Annotated in this window: 17 protein-coding genes and 1 pseudogene; 11 read left to right on the top strand and 7 right to left on the bottom strand. The window is 67.5% G+C overall.

Translation table 11 applies throughout. The annotated features are described in order from the left end of the window. Positions 1–102: 102 nt before the first annotated feature. From OG225_RS31250 to OG225_RS31230, 5 genes are all read left to right on the top strand, one after another. Positions 103–495 carry an ethanolamine utilization protein gene (locus tag OG225_RS31250; RefSeq protein ID WP_405178461.1) on the top strand — a complete coding sequence of 131 codons (393 nt, stop codon included), beginning with the start codon at positions 103–105 and terminating at the stop codon, positions 493–495. A 2-nt stretch (positions 496–497) separates the two neighbouring features. After that, the gene (locus tag OG225_RS31245; RefSeq protein WP_405178460.1) at positions 498–1,031 is read left to right on the top strand and encodes a dimethylamine monooxygenase subunit DmmA family protein; all 534 of its coding nucleotides are present in this window, start codon (positions 498–500) and stop codon (positions 1,029–1,031) included. 177 nt (positions 1,032–1,208) lie between these two features. Beyond that, complete coding sequence (locus tag OG225_RS31240; protein ID WP_405183427.1) at positions 1,209–2,150, top strand: PDR/VanB family oxidoreductase; 942 nt, start codon at positions 1,209–1,211, stop codon at positions 2,148–2,150. Further along, positions 2,147–3,172, top strand: coding sequence for a heme-dependent oxidative N-demethylase family protein (locus tag OG225_RS31235; protein ID WP_405178459.1), 1,026 nt, complete (start codon positions 2,147–2,149; stop codon positions 3,170–3,172). The genes OG225_RS31240 and OG225_RS31235 overlap by 4 nt, the downstream gene beginning before the upstream one ends. Positions 3,173–3,289: 117 nt before the next feature. After that, a complete protein-coding gene (locus OG225_RS31230; RefSeq protein WP_405178458.1) occupies positions 3,290–4,645 on the top strand; it encodes an ammonium transporter in 1,356 nt (451 codons plus the stop codon). Between the two features lie 74 nt (positions 4,646–4,719). On the opposite strand, the gene OG225_RS31225 is transcribed toward OG225_RS31230, so the two are convergent. Both OG225_RS31225 and OG225_RS31220 read right to left on the bottom strand, forming a co-directional pair. Further along, a complete protein-coding gene (locus tag OG225_RS31225) occupies positions 4,720–5,409 on the bottom strand; it encodes a helix-turn-helix domain-containing protein (RefSeq protein ID WP_405178457.1) in 690 nt (229 codons plus the stop codon). A gap of 48 nt (positions 5,410–5,457) precedes the next feature. After that, entirely contained in the window at positions 5,458–6,180 is a 723-nt protein-coding gene (locus tag OG225_RS31220; RefSeq protein ID WP_405178456.1) for a DUF2993 domain-containing protein, read from the bottom strand. Between the two features lie 99 nt (positions 6,181–6,279). On the opposite strand from OG225_RS31220, the gene OG225_RS31215 reads away from it, so the two are divergent. Continuing rightward, entirely contained in the window at positions 6,280–6,888 is a 609-nt protein-coding gene (locus OG225_RS31215; protein ID WP_109528899.1) for a hypothetical protein, read from the top strand. 53 nt (positions 6,889–6,941) lie between these two features. Here OG225_RS31215 and OG225_RS31210 read toward each other — a convergent pair whose 3' ends face one another. The 3 genes from OG225_RS31210 to OG225_RS31200 form a co-directional block, all read right to left on the bottom strand. Next, positions 6,942–7,754 (bottom strand): class I SAM-dependent methyltransferase, encoded by an 813-nt coding sequence (locus OG225_RS31210; protein WP_405178455.1) that lies wholly within the window; start codon positions 7,752–7,754, stop codon positions 6,942–6,944. Further along, positions 7,724–8,242 (bottom strand): DUF2505 domain-containing protein, encoded by a 519-nt coding sequence (locus tag OG225_RS31205; RefSeq protein WP_405178454.1) that lies wholly within the window; start codon positions 8,240–8,242, stop codon positions 7,724–7,726. Before OG225_RS31205 ends, OG225_RS31210 begins: the two co-directional genes overlap by 31 nt. A gap of 244 nt (positions 8,243–8,486) precedes the next feature. Further along, complete coding sequence (locus OG225_RS31200; RefSeq protein WP_405178453.1) at positions 8,487–8,978, bottom strand: DUF2505 domain-containing protein; 492 nt, start codon at positions 8,976–8,978, stop codon at positions 8,487–8,489. Here OG225_RS31200 and OG225_RS31195 point away from each other — a divergent pair. Together OG225_RS31195 and OG225_RS31190 are read left to right on the top strand one after the other, a co-directional pair. Beyond that, positions 8,977–10,110 carry a UDP-N-acetylmuramate dehydrogenase gene (locus OG225_RS31195; RefSeq protein WP_405178452.1) on the top strand — a complete coding sequence of 378 codons (1,134 nt, stop codon included), beginning with the start codon at positions 8,977–8,979 and terminating at the stop codon, positions 10,108–10,110. The two genes, OG225_RS31200 and OG225_RS31195, sit on opposite strands and share 2 nt — an antisense overlap. A gap of 86 nt (positions 10,111–10,196) precedes the next feature. Continuing rightward, a complete protein-coding gene (locus OG225_RS31190) occupies positions 10,197–11,438 on the top strand; it encodes an Ig-like domain-containing protein (RefSeq protein WP_405178451.1) in 1,242 nt (413 codons plus the stop codon). Positions 11,439–11,600: 162 nt separating this feature from the next. Here OG225_RS31190 and mscL read toward each other — a convergent pair. Then, positions 11,601–12,008 (bottom strand): annotated as a pseudogene (gene mscL, locus OG225_RS31185) (large conductance mechanosensitive channel protein MscL); the annotation flags it as partial. A 205-nt stretch (positions 12,009–12,213) separates the two neighbouring features. Continuing rightward, positions 12,214–12,948 (bottom strand): SDR family oxidoreductase, encoded by a 735-nt coding sequence (locus tag OG225_RS31180; protein WP_405178450.1) that lies wholly within the window; start codon positions 12,946–12,948, stop codon positions 12,214–12,216. A 72-nt stretch (positions 12,949–13,020) separates the two neighbouring features. On the opposite strand from OG225_RS31180, the gene OG225_RS31175 reads away from it, so the two are divergent. From OG225_RS31175 to OG225_RS31165, 3 genes are all read left to right on the top strand, one after another. After that, a complete protein-coding gene (locus OG225_RS31175) occupies positions 13,021–13,839 on the top strand; it encodes an alpha/beta fold hydrolase (protein ID WP_405178449.1) in 819 nt (272 codons plus the stop codon). Positions 13,840–13,953: 114 nt separating this feature from the next. Beyond that, the gene (mshA, locus tag OG225_RS31170) at positions 13,954–15,402 is read left to right on the top strand and encodes a D-inositol-3-phosphate glycosyltransferase (RefSeq protein ID WP_405178448.1); all 1,449 of its coding nucleotides are present in this window, start codon (positions 13,954–13,956) and stop codon (positions 15,400–15,402) included. Further along, on the top strand, positions 15,399–15,917 hold the full coding sequence (locus OG225_RS31165) for a YbjN domain-containing protein (protein ID WP_405178447.1): 519 nt from the start codon (positions 15,399–15,401) through the stop codon (positions 15,915–15,917). The genes mshA and OG225_RS31165 overlap by 4 nt, the downstream gene beginning before the upstream one ends. Positions 15,918–15,962: the final 45 nt, after the last annotated feature.

The raw sequence follows: 15,962 nt of genomic DNA, 5'->3' as shown, positions 1-15,962 counted from the left end.
CCGGTCTCGGACCGGCGGCGGATTAATGCGTGCGTAACCCATAAAAGTGTTTCCTCTAGTTACTCTCTGTTTCATCACAAGTACGATTCTTGGAGTGATCGCATGACCGCACCCGATTCCGCCGCGCCGAGCGAGGTCGCCCCGTTCCTGGTGACCTCGGACTTCTGGAAATCCCTGCCGCAGATGCCGGTCGAGGAATATCCGGGCACGAGGGGATTCATCGATGACGTCTACGCCAACCCGGGCGGTTCGGAGATGTCGTCGGGATATTTCGAACTGGAGCACACCGACGCGCCGCTGGACTACCTCTACGCGTACGACGAGATGAAGGTTGTGCTCGAGGGCGAGTTCCGGCTGGAGAACCTGGACACCGGTCAGGTCGAGATCGCGGGCCCGAAGGACGCGATCTTCTTCCCCAAGGGTTCGCGCATCCGCTTCACCACGTCGTCGCGCGCGCTGGCCTTCTTCGTCGGCCATCGTTCGTTCGCGCCCTGACCATGAGCACCTCCGAAGTGGCGTTACCGGTTGGCGCGAACGTTCCGCGATCGACCGCGCGAACCGCGGCAGACCTTCCGATCGACACGAACGCGGCGCTCTACGTCGTGACCACGACCGACGGCGAGTCCGGCGCTGCCGCCGCCGAATTCGCCGACCGGCTCGCGCCGATCCCGGTGATCGCGCTCGACGCGAGTGCCGGGGCCGAGGCATTGATCGAAGTGCTGACATCGGCGCGGGTCGGATGGCGGTTCGCGCTGCTCGGTGGTGATCCCGGGCTGTCGCGGTGCCGGGCCGCGCTGCGGGCGGCGGGGGTGATCGACGCCGAGATCGTCACGGCGGGTCCGGGCGGCCGCGCCGACGGGCCGCGCGAGTTGTTCTGCGCGCACTGCCGGGCGCTCTCGGTCACCGACGCGCCGATCGGCGGTGAAACCCCCTGTGGCGGTTGTGGTCAGCGGCTCGTCGTCTACTACCACTTCTCCCGCCGCAGGCACGCCTATCTCGGCTATCGCCCGGATGCGGAGGAGTTGCGATGAGCGGCGTCGTGGGGGTCGTGAGTGGTGACAGCGCACGGTCGCGTGGCGTCGGGAGCCCTGGCCTCGTACGGTTCGGCGGCCTCGCCGTGTACTGCGGCGCACCGTATGACAGCGGAGTTCGGTACCGCGGCATCATCGATGGACTCGAGGGTGCCGCCGAAATCGGTGGTGGTCGAGATGCTCGATGAACTGCAACTCGCCGTCGCGCGGACCCGGATACTGTGCGCCGACGTGCGCGAGATCGTCCTGTCCGATCCCTCCGGCGCGACCCTGCCCTCCTTCCCCGCGGGCAGTCATATCGCGGTCGAGTGGTCTCCGGGACAACGGAATTCGTACTCGTTGACCGGGCCGTCGGTCGAACCCGAGTGGTATTCGATCTCGGTGCGGCTCGATCCCGCCGGGCGGGGCGGTTCGCGCTGGGCGCACGAATTGCGGGCGGGCGACACGGTCAACGTATCGCCGCCGCGCAGTGAATTCGCACCGGTGGCGACCGCGCGACACCACCTGCTGCTTGCGGGCGGTATCGGTGTCACGCCGATTCTGTCGCATGTGCGCGCCGCCGTGCTGTGGGGGCGTTCCTTCGAGGTCGTGTACGCCCACCGGCCCGGCGCGGCACCGCATCTGGACGAGATGAGCGCGCTGTGCGACGACCGGCTGACCGTCGCGGAATCCAGGGAACGGTTCTGGGAGAACGTGACTCCGGCGCTGGCGCGGAGTCCGCTCGGCACCCACCTCTACGTCTGCGGGCCCGCGTCGATGGTCGACGCAGTGACAGCGGCGGCAACGGCGGCGGGCTGGCCCTCGGGGCGCGTCCACTCCGAACCGTTCGCCGCCGGGGCCGTCACCGGCGGGACCGCGTTCACGGCCCGGCTCGCCCGCAGCGGGGCCGAACTCGCGGTGGCCTCGGATACCAGCCTGCTCGACGCCTTGCACGAGCACGGCGCGCAGGTGCCGAGCCTGTGCAGGCGCGGCGTCTGCGGCGAATGCAGGCTCACCGTGCGCGGCGGCCCCGTCGACCACCGCGACAGCTATCTCACCGACGACGAACGCGATCTCGGCGACAGCATCATGGCGTGCGTGTCCCGGGCCGCCGCGACCCATCTGGAGTTGGACCTGTGAGCACACCCACGAGGATCGAGACGACCGCCGAGGATATCGCGCGCTATCCGTTCCCCCTGCCCAAGCGGCAGTACCGGTACAGCACCAATGTCGAACCCGCGCGCGGCCGGGTGGAGACCGCGGCGGGCGCCTGGGGACAACTGTGCATAGATATCGACAGGCATTTCGCCGCCGAAACCGCCGAGCGCGCCGCGATTCTGGCCGCCGACCCCACCAGGCACGCCTGCCTGCCGCATATGACCGCGGCCGCGTGGGACGCGATGCTGTTCATCCTGCGGGAATTGGCCGAGGGGTATCCCGACCGGATGAGTCTGACGCGTGACGGACAGGTCTACCACTGGCGCAATGCCGACCTCGGGATGGACCGGAGTTTCGTCTTCGGCGACGCCGCGTCGCTGCCCACCGATCCGCTGAGTTTCGTCTGCGCGCAGATCCAGGAGGATGTGGTCCTGCTCGATCAACGCGACGGCACCCTGTTCGCCGACGCGGGGGTGGTGACCTTCGCCGCGGACTGGTCCTTCGGTTTCGACGTCGGCATGAGTTTCCTCGAGATACACGGCCCGGTCCCGCGTATTCACGAGGAGCGCGTCATCACCCGCGCCCACGACTTCCTGATGCGGCTGGCGCCGGGGGAGAGTTACCGGCGCACCAACTGGACGCTGACCGTCGACGGGAAACTCGATACATCCACCGAGGTCTATCCCGAATGGGGCCGTGACCGGCGCACGCTGGCCGAGGGTCCGCTCGCCGAGGTCGGTGACCGGCTCTACCTCCGTACCGAGGTGCAGCATCTGATCCGGCTACCGAATTCGGGCGCGATCATGTTCCTGATCCGCACCTATCTGCTCCCGTTCCATGCCCTCGCCACCGTGCCCGAATGGGGGGAACGGCTGCACGCCGTACTGGCCGAATTGCCCGACGACATGGCCGATTACAAGGGATTGACGCGCACGCGCGGTCCCGGCCTGCGGTGGCTGTCCGAATTCGGCGGTTTCGGGACGGCGGGAACAGCGGGGCCTTAACAGAAATGTCACCGGTTGACCGCTATCGGCAACTTGGGGCGTTCTTTACTTGTATTCAGCCGTTCACTATCAAGAGACAACGATTCGCGACGGCAGACACAAACGATGAGGGAAGCTATGACAGAAGCGATCGCCGCGGCGAATACCGCGTGGATATTGGCGGCATTCGCCGCCGTGAGCCTGATGGTGCCGGGCCTCGCCATGTTCTACGGCGGCATGGTCAGCATCAAGAACACCCTGAACATGGCGATGATGACCTTCGGCGCCTTCGCCGTGGTCGGCGTCCTGTGGATCATCTTCGGATACTCGGCCGTACTCGGCAACTCGCTGGGCGACATCGGCCTGCTCGGTGATCCGCTCGAATTCTTCGGATCGAGCCAGTTGCTGACCGCGCCCGCCGAGCCGGCTCTGCCGCCCACGCTCGTCTCCGGATTCCAGCTGCTGTTCGCGTGTATCACCGTGGCGCTCATCTCCGGCGCCGTCGCGGACCGGATGAAATTCGGCGCGTGGATGCTCTTCGCCGGTGTCTGGGGCACGTTGGTGTACTTCCCGGTGGCGCACTGGGTCTTCGCCTTCGACTCCGCCGACGGATCGGTCGTCGGCGGCTGGATCGCCAACAACCTCAAGGCGATCGACTTCGCGGGTGGCACGGCGGTGCACATCAACGCCGGTATCGCCGCGCTGGCCCTGGTGCTGATCCTCGGCAAGCGCTCGACCTTCCCGAATGTGCCTCGCCCGCACAACCTTCCGCTCACCGTGCTCGGCTCGGGCATCCTGCTGTTCGGCTGGTTCGGGTTCAACGGCGGTTCCGCGCTCGCGGCCAACAACAGCGCCTCGGTCGTCATCCTCAACACCGTCGCCGCGGCGTGTGCCGGCATCTGCGGCTGGCTGGTCGTCGAGAAACTCCGCGAGGGTCACGCGACCTCGCTCGGCGCGAGTTCGGGCCTGATCGCGGCGCTGGTCGGCATCACCCCCGCCTGTGGCGCGGTCTCGCCGATCGGCGCGCTGATCATCGGCGTCGTATGCGGCGCGGTGTGCTGCTTCGCGGTCTCGCTGAAATACCGCTTCGGCGTCGATGATTCGCTCGACGTGGTCGGCATCCACCTGGTCGGCGGCATCCTCGGCACCCTGATGATCGGCCTGCTCGCCGATCCCGCCGCCCCCAACGCCGTGGAGGGACTGTTCTACGGCGGCGGTGTCGACGTGCTGTGGCGTCAGGCGGTCGCGGTGCTGGCCGTGCTGACCTACACCTTCGTGCTGACACTGGTGATCGCGAAGATCATCGACAAGACCATGGGCCTGCGGGTCACCGAGGATCACGAGTCGACCGGCCTGGACGCCGCGACCCACGGTGAGACCGCCTACGTCATGGAGACCATCACGGTGGCGGGCCCGCCCGCCGTCGTCGCGGAGGCCGTCGAGGCCGCAGAGACCATCACCGCAGACGCGGCGCGTGCCGGAGTCGCCGACTGACGCTGCGGGACCGATGGAAAGAGCCGGTCGACCGGGACGCCACCCCCGGTCGGCCGGCTTCTCCGTGTGCCGCCTCAGTGCTCCTCGTGATTGTCCGGATAGGCGGTGACCGCGAGGAATCGGATGGGCAGCCGGACCAGTTCGTTCGGGCCGTGGATGCCCTCGCCGTCCAGCAGCAGCGAATCACCCGGTCGCAGTGTGTATTCCGCGTCCCCGTGCCCGTAGACCATGACGCCTTCGAGCATGTACAGCAATTCGGTGCCCGCGTGCTGGAACCTCGGGAAGATCTCGCTGGCGTTGGTCAGCGTGACCAGTACCGGTTCGAGCCGTTTGTGTTGTCCGCGTAGTGAACCGAGCAATTCGTAGTGGTGTCCGACCCTGGTGCCGCGCCCCACGATGATCGCGCCGTTGCCCGCGGGCACGTACACGGCCTCGCGAGCGCTGTCGGCGCCGCGGAACAGCGAGGTCACCGGAACGTCCAGTCCCGCGGCGAGTCTGGCCAGGGTGGACAGGCTGCACGAGGTCTGCGCGTTCTCGATCTTGGACAGCATCGCCTTGGAAATGCCCACCCTGGTGGCCATTTCGCCGACCGAGAGCCCGCTGGCGCGGCGCAACGCGCGCACCTGGCGCGCGATGGCGGCCTCGAGATCGCCCGCGGTGGGGGGTTCGCCGATGACTTCGCGTTGCACCGGAGCGGGATCGCCGGTGTCGCGATGGATCTGCGGGGCGGTCACTCCGGGAGAAACGGGAGCAGAATCGGGCATTGCCCGATTCTACCCGGTGTTTCCTGTCAGTAGACGACTCGCGTTGTGTCAGCAGCTCATCTCACTGTTGCCCTGATTCGCGGGCAATTCGGTGCGCCCGCCCGCGAGTTCGACGTCGATCCCGTTGTCGGTCACCTTGATCTCGGTCGGCTTCAGGCCCATGGGGTAGCTCTGGAGACTCTGGGAGAAGAGTTCGACGATGCCCTGGACCAGATCGGTGGGCATACCGATACCGAGCAGACGAGCGGATTTGGTCTCGATCTCGACCGCGCCGTTGCGGACCACCGGCTGCACCTGCAACTGCGCCAGGCCGCCGAGCACGTCCAGGGTCAGCATGTTGCTCGCCGACGAGGAACGCACACCGGTCACCAGGTCACCGAGGGTCTGCTTGATGCCGTCGTTGCTCCAGGTGACATCGGCCGACGAACTGCCGACCGTGCCGCCGCCGTTGTCCGCGAATTCGAGATCATCGAATTTCGCGTGCACGACCATGCCGACGGCGGGACCGAATTTGTCCCCTTCGCTGTCGACGGTCACGGAAGATATCTTGCCGTCGACCAGGCTGATGAGTAGGGGTTTGAACCCGAACCCGACATCGATGGTCGAACCCATCTCCTGCTCGAACTGGTCGCTGATGCACCCGGCGAGCCGATGTCGCGCGTACGCCTCGCCGCCGACCACCAGGGTGGCGAGCAGGGTCACGACCACGGTGATCGCGATCACGAGGGTGCGGCGGCTGACGCTCGCGAATGCGGAAGGCTTCCTACTCATGCGGTCGATTCTTCCCGACATTTCTGTGCCCGCTATGTGGGCTCGGTGAGGGCATCATTTGTGATATGAGCCACATGGATCGGGCGTAGCCTGATATCCATGGCTGGCGATGCGGCGGGCCGCGCACCCGAATCCGTTGACCAAGGTTGGCGCGTGCTGCGGCGTCTGGCGGGCAGGCACGCCGGATTCTTCACCACCAGGCAGGTGCTGCGCACCGGGTGTGAGGTGCGGGTACGCCACGCGCTCGGCGACGGCACGGTGACCAGGGCCGGTGTCGGCCTGCTCCGACTATCCGAGTGGCCCGCCGGTCCGCTCGACGAATACGCCATGTGGGCGGCCTGGTTCGACGGGGCCGCCGCCGTCTCCCATCAGAGCGCCGCCGAATTGCACGGCGTCGGCAGACTGTGCCCGCGTTTCCTGCACCTGTCCGTCGGACGAGGGCGACCGCCGGTGACACCCCGGCTCGTCGTCCTGCGCAGGCCGCTCGCGGATATCGAGGTGGAATCCGCGGGCCCCTTCCTGGTGACGACACCGGTCAGAACCGTCCTCGACCTCGCCGAAGCAGATATCGGCCAATCCGCGCTGGACGAAGTCGTCGGCGACGCGATGGCCATCCATCGCTGTGACCACGACGAAATCCGTTCCGCCAGTGCGCGATTATCGCCCCGAGCCGCCGCTCGGGTACGGCGCGCGTTGACCGGCGTCTAGATCGCCCGGCCGTTCCGCCGTACGCGCGGCGGTGATCATCACGGCGGTGACCATCACGGCGCGGGCCACGCGTTCGGGGCGACACTCGTCCACGGCACCGACAGCACACAATCGCGCATCCGCCTGCGATAGACCCGGAGCGGATAACCCTGCCCGCGTAGATATTCCGCCGCGGCACGCCATCGAACCCGCGGCCCGAACGGCGCGAGCGGCGCGGCCCGGGCCCACGCCCCGTCCGCCGCGGCCAACAACGCGTGGATCGGCTCACCCGCGATATTGCGATGGATCAACACCTTGGGAAGACGTTCCGCGATATCCGACGGGCGCTCGACCGTGAACGGATCCCACGCCAGCGTCAGCGACAACGGGCCCGTACGGTCCAGCAGCACCCAGGCGCATCGACGGCCCAACTCGTCGCAGGTGCCGTCGACCAGCAGACCGTCCGGGGCAAGACCGGAACGAATCGTCGCCCACGCCTCGGCCACCGAGGATTCCGGATACTGCCGCAGAACATTGAAGGCACGCACGAGAACCGGACGCAGACCGGCCAATTCGAAACCGCCGCGCGCGAACGTCACACCGTCGCGGCCGGGCACCACACGCTGCGGATCGATCTCCAAACCCGTGACGCGCACATCGGGGCGCACGGTACGCAGCCGCGCCGCCAACTCGAAGGTGGTCCAGGGGCTCGCCCCGTAACCGAGATCGACGACCAGCGGATCGGGAGCGTCACGCAGTCGGGTGCGCACCAGATCGTCGTTCATCAGCCACCGATCGCTGCGGCGCAGCCGATTGACCCCGGTCGTCCCGCGAGTGATCGTGCCGACGGGTCTGCTCAGCCGGTCGGGTTTCGGTCTTCCAGCCACTTCACCGTCTCCGCCGCCTCCTCGCGGAACAGATCGACCAGATTCACCAGCATCAACTGCTCCAGACGCGGGCCGACCATCGGGATGTACACCTTCGCCTCGGACGAGAAACGCATGGTCGCGCCGGTCTCGGTGGGAAACAGCCGGATCGTGCCGCCGAGACTGCCGGGACCGGCCGGAATCGACGCGGAGAACTTGCCGACGGTCTCCTCCTCCTCGAACGGACCCCAGCTCTCCTTGCGGGTGATGATCATGTCCTTGCGCATCACCGTCTGGGCGATCTCGGGCAGCATGTCCCTGGGCAGGGTGTGATGCAGCAGCACCTCGATGCCCGATTCGTCGACATCGAGGCTGACCACTTCGTTACCCGGGGTGTACTTGCGCATTTCGGCGACCCGCGCCTCCCAATACTCCGGAGTCGACAACGCCTCGTACAGCTCCTTGGTGGTGTGGAGCGGATAACGGGCTGAATAGTCCAGTCGGCGCATGCTGTGACATTTTGCCGCGCCTGCGGCGCGGCGTGGTTCGCGGCCCCTATGTCTCGCGTTCGAGCGGTCGAGACTGGCGACTGCGTCGCGGGCGCCTCGACCGCTCGAACGCGAGACGGCCGCGAACCGGGGCGCTCGTATGACTCGCGCCTGTGGCTGGTGACGTGGAGGTGGGGGGTGCGTGTAAGGCTCGCACCCACGGTGCGTGACTGGAGGTGAGTGGGCGGGCTCGTAAGACCGGGGGTCAGCTGGTCTTGGTGGCGAGCCAGGTGTTGGAGAATTCTTCTTCGGACCGGAGCAGTTCGGTCAGGCGTTCCTGGATGGCGGCTTCGATCTTTCCGCCGAACAGGGGGATCTTGACCTCGATGCTGCCCTGCACGGTGGCGGTGGCGGAGGTGTCGTCGCCGGTCAGCTCGACGGTGCCGCGGACTTCGGCGGGGGCGCCGTCGACGCGGGCCTCGAAGGTGGCGGTGTTGCCGGTCCAGATCTCGGTGCGGGGGATGATCAGGTCGCCGGGGCGGACCGAGGTGATCGCGGTGGGGAGCAGTTCGGCGGCGATGGCCTGCACCATCTCGATACGGATCGTATCGCCGTCGACGGTGAGTGCGTCCAGACGTGCGTTGGGCCCGCCGACCTCGGCGATGCGGGCCTTCCAGTACTGCTCGTCGGCGATAGCCGCGCGCACCGCAGTGACGAGATAGGGGTAGCGGGCCGTGTACGCCAAGGGTGTAGCCATGTTCGGACACGCTACCGTCTTCAGCGTGCGAACTTCCCGGGTGGTGTCGTCGGACATCCTGCGCGAACTGCTGGTCGATACCGGTGCGCGGGTGCGTGCCTCGGTGCCGTTGGCCGAGCTGACCACCTTGCGGGTCGGCGGTCCGGCGACGGTCGCCGAATGCGCGTCGACCGAGGCTCTGGTGGCGACCGTGCGGGCCCTCGACGTGGCGGGTGTTCCCGTGCTGCTCCTCGCGGGCGGTTCCAACCTGTTGATCGGCGACGACGGGTTCGACGGCGTGGTGGTCCGCGTGGCCAACGGCGGTGTCGACCTCGGCGCGGACGCCGTGGTGGCCGAGGCGGGCGCCTCGTGGGACGCGGTGGTCGCGGCGACGGTCGCGGCCGGGCTGGGCGGGCTGGAATGCCTGTCCGGCATTCCGGGATCGGCGGGCGCGACGCCGGTGCAGAACGTCGGCGCGTACGGCGTGGAGGTGGCGAGCCTGCTGCGCCGGGTGCGGCTGCTCGATCGCGCGAGCGGTGACATCCGCTGGGTCGACCCGGCCGAACTCGGCTTCGGATACCGGACCAGCGTGCTCAAACATCGGGACGACGCGGTGGTGCTCGCGGTCGAATTCGCGCTCGATCCGTCGGGGCGCAGCGCCCCGTTGCGCTTCGGCGAACTCGCGAAGGTCTTCGGCGCGGCCGAGGGCGAGACACGACCGATCGACGAGGTGCGCGCCGCGGTCCTGCGACTGCGCGCGGGTAAGGGCATGGTGCTCGACCCGGCCGACCACGACACCTGGAGCGCCGGCTCGTTCTTCACCAATCCGGTCGTCGCGGCGGACCGCGTGGCCGAGATCCGGGCCGCGATCACCGCTCATGTGGGTGATGTCACGGTGCCCACCTATCCCGCGCCGGACGGGGTGAAGTTCTCCGCGGGCTGGCTCATCGAGCGCGCGGGTTTCGCGAAGGGATTCCCCGGTCCGGACGCGGCGGCCCGGTTGTCGACGAAACACACGTTGGCACTGACGAACCGGGGTTCGGCGACGGCCGCCGACCTGGTGGCCCTCGCCCGTACCGTGCGTGACGGTGTGGCCGAGCGTTTCGGCATAGTGTTGGAACCGGAACCGGTGACCGTCGGCGTCACCCTCTAGCCGAATTCCTTACTGATCCGGACGAATAGGACGACACGGTCTTCTCTGATCGCGAGACCGTTTCCGCGCCGCGTAGATTCGAAGAAGTGAGCAGTCGCCCAGTGATTCGGAGACCGGCCGCCGTCGTCTCAGTCCTCGCGCTCGTCGTGGTCGCCCTGGTGGCCGGGTGCACCATAAACGACGGAAGCGATGAGAAGACAGCGGAATCGAAGCCTGTCGCCGAGGTGACCGTGACGCCGGAGGACGGCGCCGAGGACATCGGTCCGGTCGCTCCGGTCTCGGTCACCGTCGACGACGGCACCGTCGACCAGATCGCCCTGACCAATGTCAACGGCAAACAGGTCGCGGGTGAACTGAGCCAGGACCGCCGCACCTACAGGATCACCGAACCGCTCGGCTACGACGCCTCCTACACCTGGTCCGGCACCGCCGTCGGCACCGACGGCAAACCGGTTCCGATCGACGGCACCTTCACCACACTCACCCCGAAGTCGACCGCCCCCGCGACGCTGAATATCGGCGACGGCCAGGAAGTCGGCATCGCCGCGCCGATCATCGTGCAATTCAAGGGATCGGTGTCGAACAAGGACGCGGTCGAGAAGGCGCTGACCGTCACCACCGAGCCGCCCACCGCGGGCGGATGGGCGTGGTTCCCCGACGACAATGGCGGATCACGACTGCACTGGCGGCCCGAGCAGTACTGGGTGCCCGGCACCTCGGTCCACGTCTCGGCAAAGCTCTACGGCCTGGATTTCGGTAAGGGCGTCTACGGGGATTCCGATCTCACCTCGGATTTCCGCATCGGCCGCAGCCAGATCGTGAAAGCCGACGCGCCGAGCCATCGGATGCAGGTGGTCCGCGACGGCCAGACGATATTCGACTTCGCCGTCAGCTACGGCGAGGGCAACGAGGCGCGCAATGTGACGCGGTCCGGTGTGCATGTCGTCACCGAGAAGTACGAGGACTTCATGATGTCGAATCCGCCGTTCTACGAGAACGTGCGGGAACGCTGGGCCGTACGCATCTCCAACAACGGCGAATTCATCCACGCCAATCCGGAATCGCTGTCGGCACAGGGATCGGCCAACGTCACGAACGGCTGTATCAACCTCTCGCCCTCCGACGCCCAGGCCTACTTCCCGACCGCGCTCTACGGCGATCCGGTCGAGGTGACGGGAACCTCGATCGCGCTCTCGGCCGCCGACGGTGATCTCTACGACTGGAGTATCGACTGGGCTACGTGGCAGTCGATGTCGGCCGTCGACGGTTCCTCCGCGCCGGTCGTCTCGGCGACCCCCGTGGCCCCGAAGGCCCCCGGGGGTCGCTGAGATCGCTCAGCCGCGAGCGGGCGAATTCACGGTGCGCGAATCCCTGGCGCCCGCGTCCCGGCTCGCGGGCGCTCGACCGTCGGACGCGCTGTTGCGCGAAACCCCCTCGCGGGAGTCCCCTTCGGCGGTGTCGGGATCCTCGTCCAGCGGAGACGGGGTCGTGCCATCGTCGGGATTGTGAGGATCGGCGGCGTTCTGCTCACGCAGCAGATTCCGGATCTCGATCAGCAGTTCGACCTCCGACGGCTCCTTCGTCTTCGGCTGCCCGAAGCGATTGGTCAGCGTCTTCATCGGCAGGATCAGCACGAAATACAGGACCGCCGCGATCAATACGAAGTTGATGAGCGCGGTGACAAGCGGCCCCACCTCGATGAACGTCGCCGGTTTACTCGACACGAGTCGGAAACCGAGACCCAGCTCACTGCTGGTGCCGAAGACCGCGAGCAAGGGGTTGATGATGCCTTTGGTCACCGAGGTGACCACCGCGGTGAACGCGGTGCCGATGACCACCGCGACAGCGAGGTCGATGACATTGCCCCGCATCAGAAAATCTTTGAACCCCTTGAACATGCCTCTCCTGTGATGTTGGCGGCCCGGGGGCCGCAGGTTCGCGGCCCTTCTTGTCTCGCGTCCGAGCGGTCGATACTCGCGCCTTCGGCGCATTGTCTCGACCGCTCGGACGCGAGACGGCCGCGAACGGGCGCTCGTCGGGCTCGCGCCGGTGGTGGGTGCGTTGGGTGTGATCTGTTGGCTGAAGTTACCGGTTTCTCGGGACTTATGCCCTTCGGGCGAAGCGGGCGGGGTCGGCCTGGTCGCGGGGTTTGACGATGATCTGGTCGAGGTTGACGTGGGGCGGGCGGGAGGCGACGAAGCCTACGATTTCGGCGATGTCGGCGGCGACCAGTGGGTCGATTCCGTCGTAGACCTTCGCGGCGCGGTCGGCGTCGCCGTCGAAGCGGACCAGTGAGAATTCGGTTTCTACCGCGCCGGGTGCGATTTCGGTGAGGCGGACGGGCTGTCCGAGTAGTTCGCCGCGCAGTGTCCGGTGCAGGACGGCCTGCGCGTGTTTGGCGGAGGTGTAGCCGGAGCCGTTGTCGTAGGCGTGGAAGGCGGCGACCGAGGTGATGGTGACGATGAGGCCGTCGCCGGAGGCGATCAGTTTCGGGAGCAGTGCCTTGGTGACGCGCAGGGTGCCCAGGACGTTGGTCTCCCACATCCAGCGCCAGTCGTCCAGGTCGGCGTCGGCGACGGTCGACATGCCTTTAGCGCCGCCCGCGTTGTTGACCAGCACGTCCGCCGATTCGATCGCGTCGGCGAAGCGCGTGACCGATTCGTCGGAGGTGACGTCGAGTTCCAGTGCGGTGCCGCCGATCTCGTCGGCCAGGTCCTTCAGGCGGTCGAGCCTGCGCGCGCCGACGTAGACGTGACAGCCCTGTGCGGCGAGTGTGCGTGCGGTGGCTGCTCCGATGCCCGAACTGGCTCCCGTGACGACGGCGATACGACTGGTCATGGTTGCGATCCTAGGTGCGGGCGGTTTGCGGGGGCGGGGGCTGTTGCCCGGATCACCGTTAACCTCGATGACATGGCAATTCGGGAAGCGATCAGCGCGGACGGCACCGCGATCGTCTATCGATCGGCGGGTCCGGACGCGGCCAGACCACTGGTTCTGGTGCACGGCTGGGCCGCCGATCTGCGGTGTTGGGGCGGAGCGTCCGACGATCTGGCCGAGCGTCACCGGGTGATCGCGATCGACCTGCGCGGGCACGGTTACTCCGGCACGCCCGCGTCCGGCTACGACGACCCGAAGAACTGGGCAGCCGATATCGCCGCGGTGCTCGCGGCCGAGGGCATCGAATCCGGCGCGGTGCTGCTCGGCTGGTCCTACGGGGGCATCGTGATCTCGGACTATCTCGCCGCCTACGGCACCGGCGTCGTCGCGGGCGTCGTCTATTCCGGGTCGATGGCCAATATCGGCCGGGGTGTTCCCGGCGCGGAGACCGGCCCGGCGCTGCTGGCAGCCATGCCGGGGGTGTTCGAGGAGAGCGCGGGCCGCGCGGTTCGCGCCTTCGGCGGCTTCGGCGACGCCAATACCGGTTCCGACGGCAGCGGAGTCGACGCGCAGCGGTTGTTCGGCGCGAGTCTGGCGACGCCGCCCGCGGTGCGCAAGGCGCTGTTCTACCGTTCGGTCGACAACACCGAGATGTTGCGCGCGCTCGACATCCCGGTGCTCGTCCTGCACGGGACCGCCGACCCGATCGTTCCGGTCGCCGACGGTCGCTATATCGCGGAGACGGCGCCGAATGCCCGCTCTTCCTTCTGGGAGGGCGCCAAGCACGGCCTGTTCCTCGAGGACCGCGACCGTTTCGTCACCGAGGTGTCCACATTCGTCGCGGGACTGTAATCCCTGGTCGAACATGCTTTCGACCAGGGTGGCCCACGGGCGTGAGCGTCGTCACCGATACCGTGTGATGGCTGTCACTCGGCCGGTCAGGGTTGCGGGCGCCGGGGATGCACCGTGCACTATGGATATGTGAGTCAACGCCCGGATTTACGGCCCGATCGGATAGCCGTGCTATCGGTGCACACCTCACCGCTTGCCCAACCCGGCACCGGCGATGCGGGCGGCATGAACGTGTATGTGCTGCAAACCGCCGTTCAGCTGGCCCGCCGCGGCATCGAAGTCGAGATCTTCACCCGTGCGACATCCTCCGATCTGCCGCCCGTCGAGGAGGCGGCGCCGGGGGTGCTCGTGCGCAATGTGGTCGCGGGTCCGTTCGAGGGGCTGGACAAGCAGGATCTTCCGACCCAGCTGTGCCCGTTCACCGCCGAAGTGCTCCGTCAGGAGGCGCGGCATCAGCCCGGTCACTACGACCTCGTGCATTCGCACTACTGGCTGTCCGGCCAGGTCGGCTGGCTGGCCAGGGATCGTTGGCGGGTGCCGCTGGTCCATACCGCCCATACGCTGGCCGCGGTGAAGAACGCCGCGTTGGCCGACGGCGACAGCCCGGAGCCGATGACGCGGGAGATCGGCGAGAAGCAGGTCATCGCCGAGGCCGATCGGATGGTCGCCAATACCGCGGAGGAAGCGCGTCAGCTCGCGGAGTTGTACGGCGCGCCCGCCGACCGCATCGATGTGGTGCCGCCCGGCGCCGATCTCACCCGCTACCGTCCCGGCGACAAGGCCGCGGCGCGCGCCGAACTCGGTCTGGCTCCCGATGAGCGGATCGTCGCGTTCGTCGGTCGTATCCAGCCGCTCAAGGCCCCCGATGTCCTGGTGCGCGCCGCCGCGGAACTGCTGCGTGATCGCGACGCGAGCAGCGCGGGCACGTTGCGGGTGCTGATCGTCGGCGGCCCGTCCGGCACCGGATTGCAGCGGCCGGACGCGCTGATCGAACTGGCCGCCGAACTCGGTATCGGCGATTCGGTCACCTTCCTGCCTCCGCAGCCGCCTGACCGGCTGGTCCAGGTATATCGCGCGGCGGATCTGGTCGCCGTGCCCAGTTACAACGAGTCGTTCGGTCTGGTCGCCATCGAAGCGCAGGCCAGCGGCACCCCGGTCCTCGCCGCCGATGTCGGCGGACTCGGCACCGCCGTGCGGCACGGCGAAACCGGGTTGCTCGTTCCGGGGCACCGCATCGACGACTGGGCGGGCGCGCTCGGCGCGCTGCTCGACGATCGGCCGCGCCTGGCGCGGATGAGTGTGAACGCCGTCGAGCACGCGGCCAATTTCTCGTGGGCGCACACCGCGGACGGCCTGCTCACCAGCTACTGCGCCGCCCTGGCGGATTTCCGTTCCGACACGGCGGGTTTCGCTTTCGGCGCGGACGACGCCGTTGTGCTCGACGGCCCGTACGGTGTGCTGCGTGAGGACTCGCGCGAGTGGGTATCCGGTGAACGCGGCGGCCCGGTCGGCCAGCCCGGACCTCGGGCGCTGCGACGGCGCCGGATGGGAGTGCCCCGATGACACAGCCAGAGCACACGGTCGCCGAGACCGCGCGGCTCATCGATGAGACGTTGCGCGAGCGCGAGATCGAGTACACCCATCCCAGCGAGGACGTGTTCGTCGTCATCCTGCCGGGTGAGCGGAAACTCAAGACGACGCTGATGCTGACCGTCGGCAAACACGGCGTGCGGGTCGAATCCTTCGTCTGCCGTAAGCCGGACGAGAATTTCGAGGGTGTCTACAAATTCCTGTTGCGCCGCAACCGCCGTCTCTACGGCGTGGCCTACACCCTGGATCGGGTCGGCGACATCTATCTGATCGGCCGGGTGGCGACGCACGCCGTCACCGCCGACGAACTCGACCGGATCTTCGGTCAGGTGCTGGAGGCGGTCGACGCCGATTTCAACACCCTGCTCGAACTCGGTTTCGCGGAATCCATTCGAAAGGAGTGGAAGTGGCGCGTCTCGCGCGGTGAGTCGCTGAAGAATCTGCGCGCCTTCGAACATCTCGTCGACGCGTCGGATCACCAGTCCTGAACCTGGCCGATACCCGCGCGTCCGAATCGCGGGTCGTAGCGGGAA

Source organism: Nocardia sp. NBC_01377 (assembly GCF_045040005.1).
Taxonomy (GTDB): domain Bacteria; phylum Actinomycetota; class Actinomycetes; order Mycobacteriales; family Mycobacteriaceae; genus Nocardia; species Nocardia noduli.
This window is presented reverse-complemented; position numbering and strand designations above follow the sequence as displayed.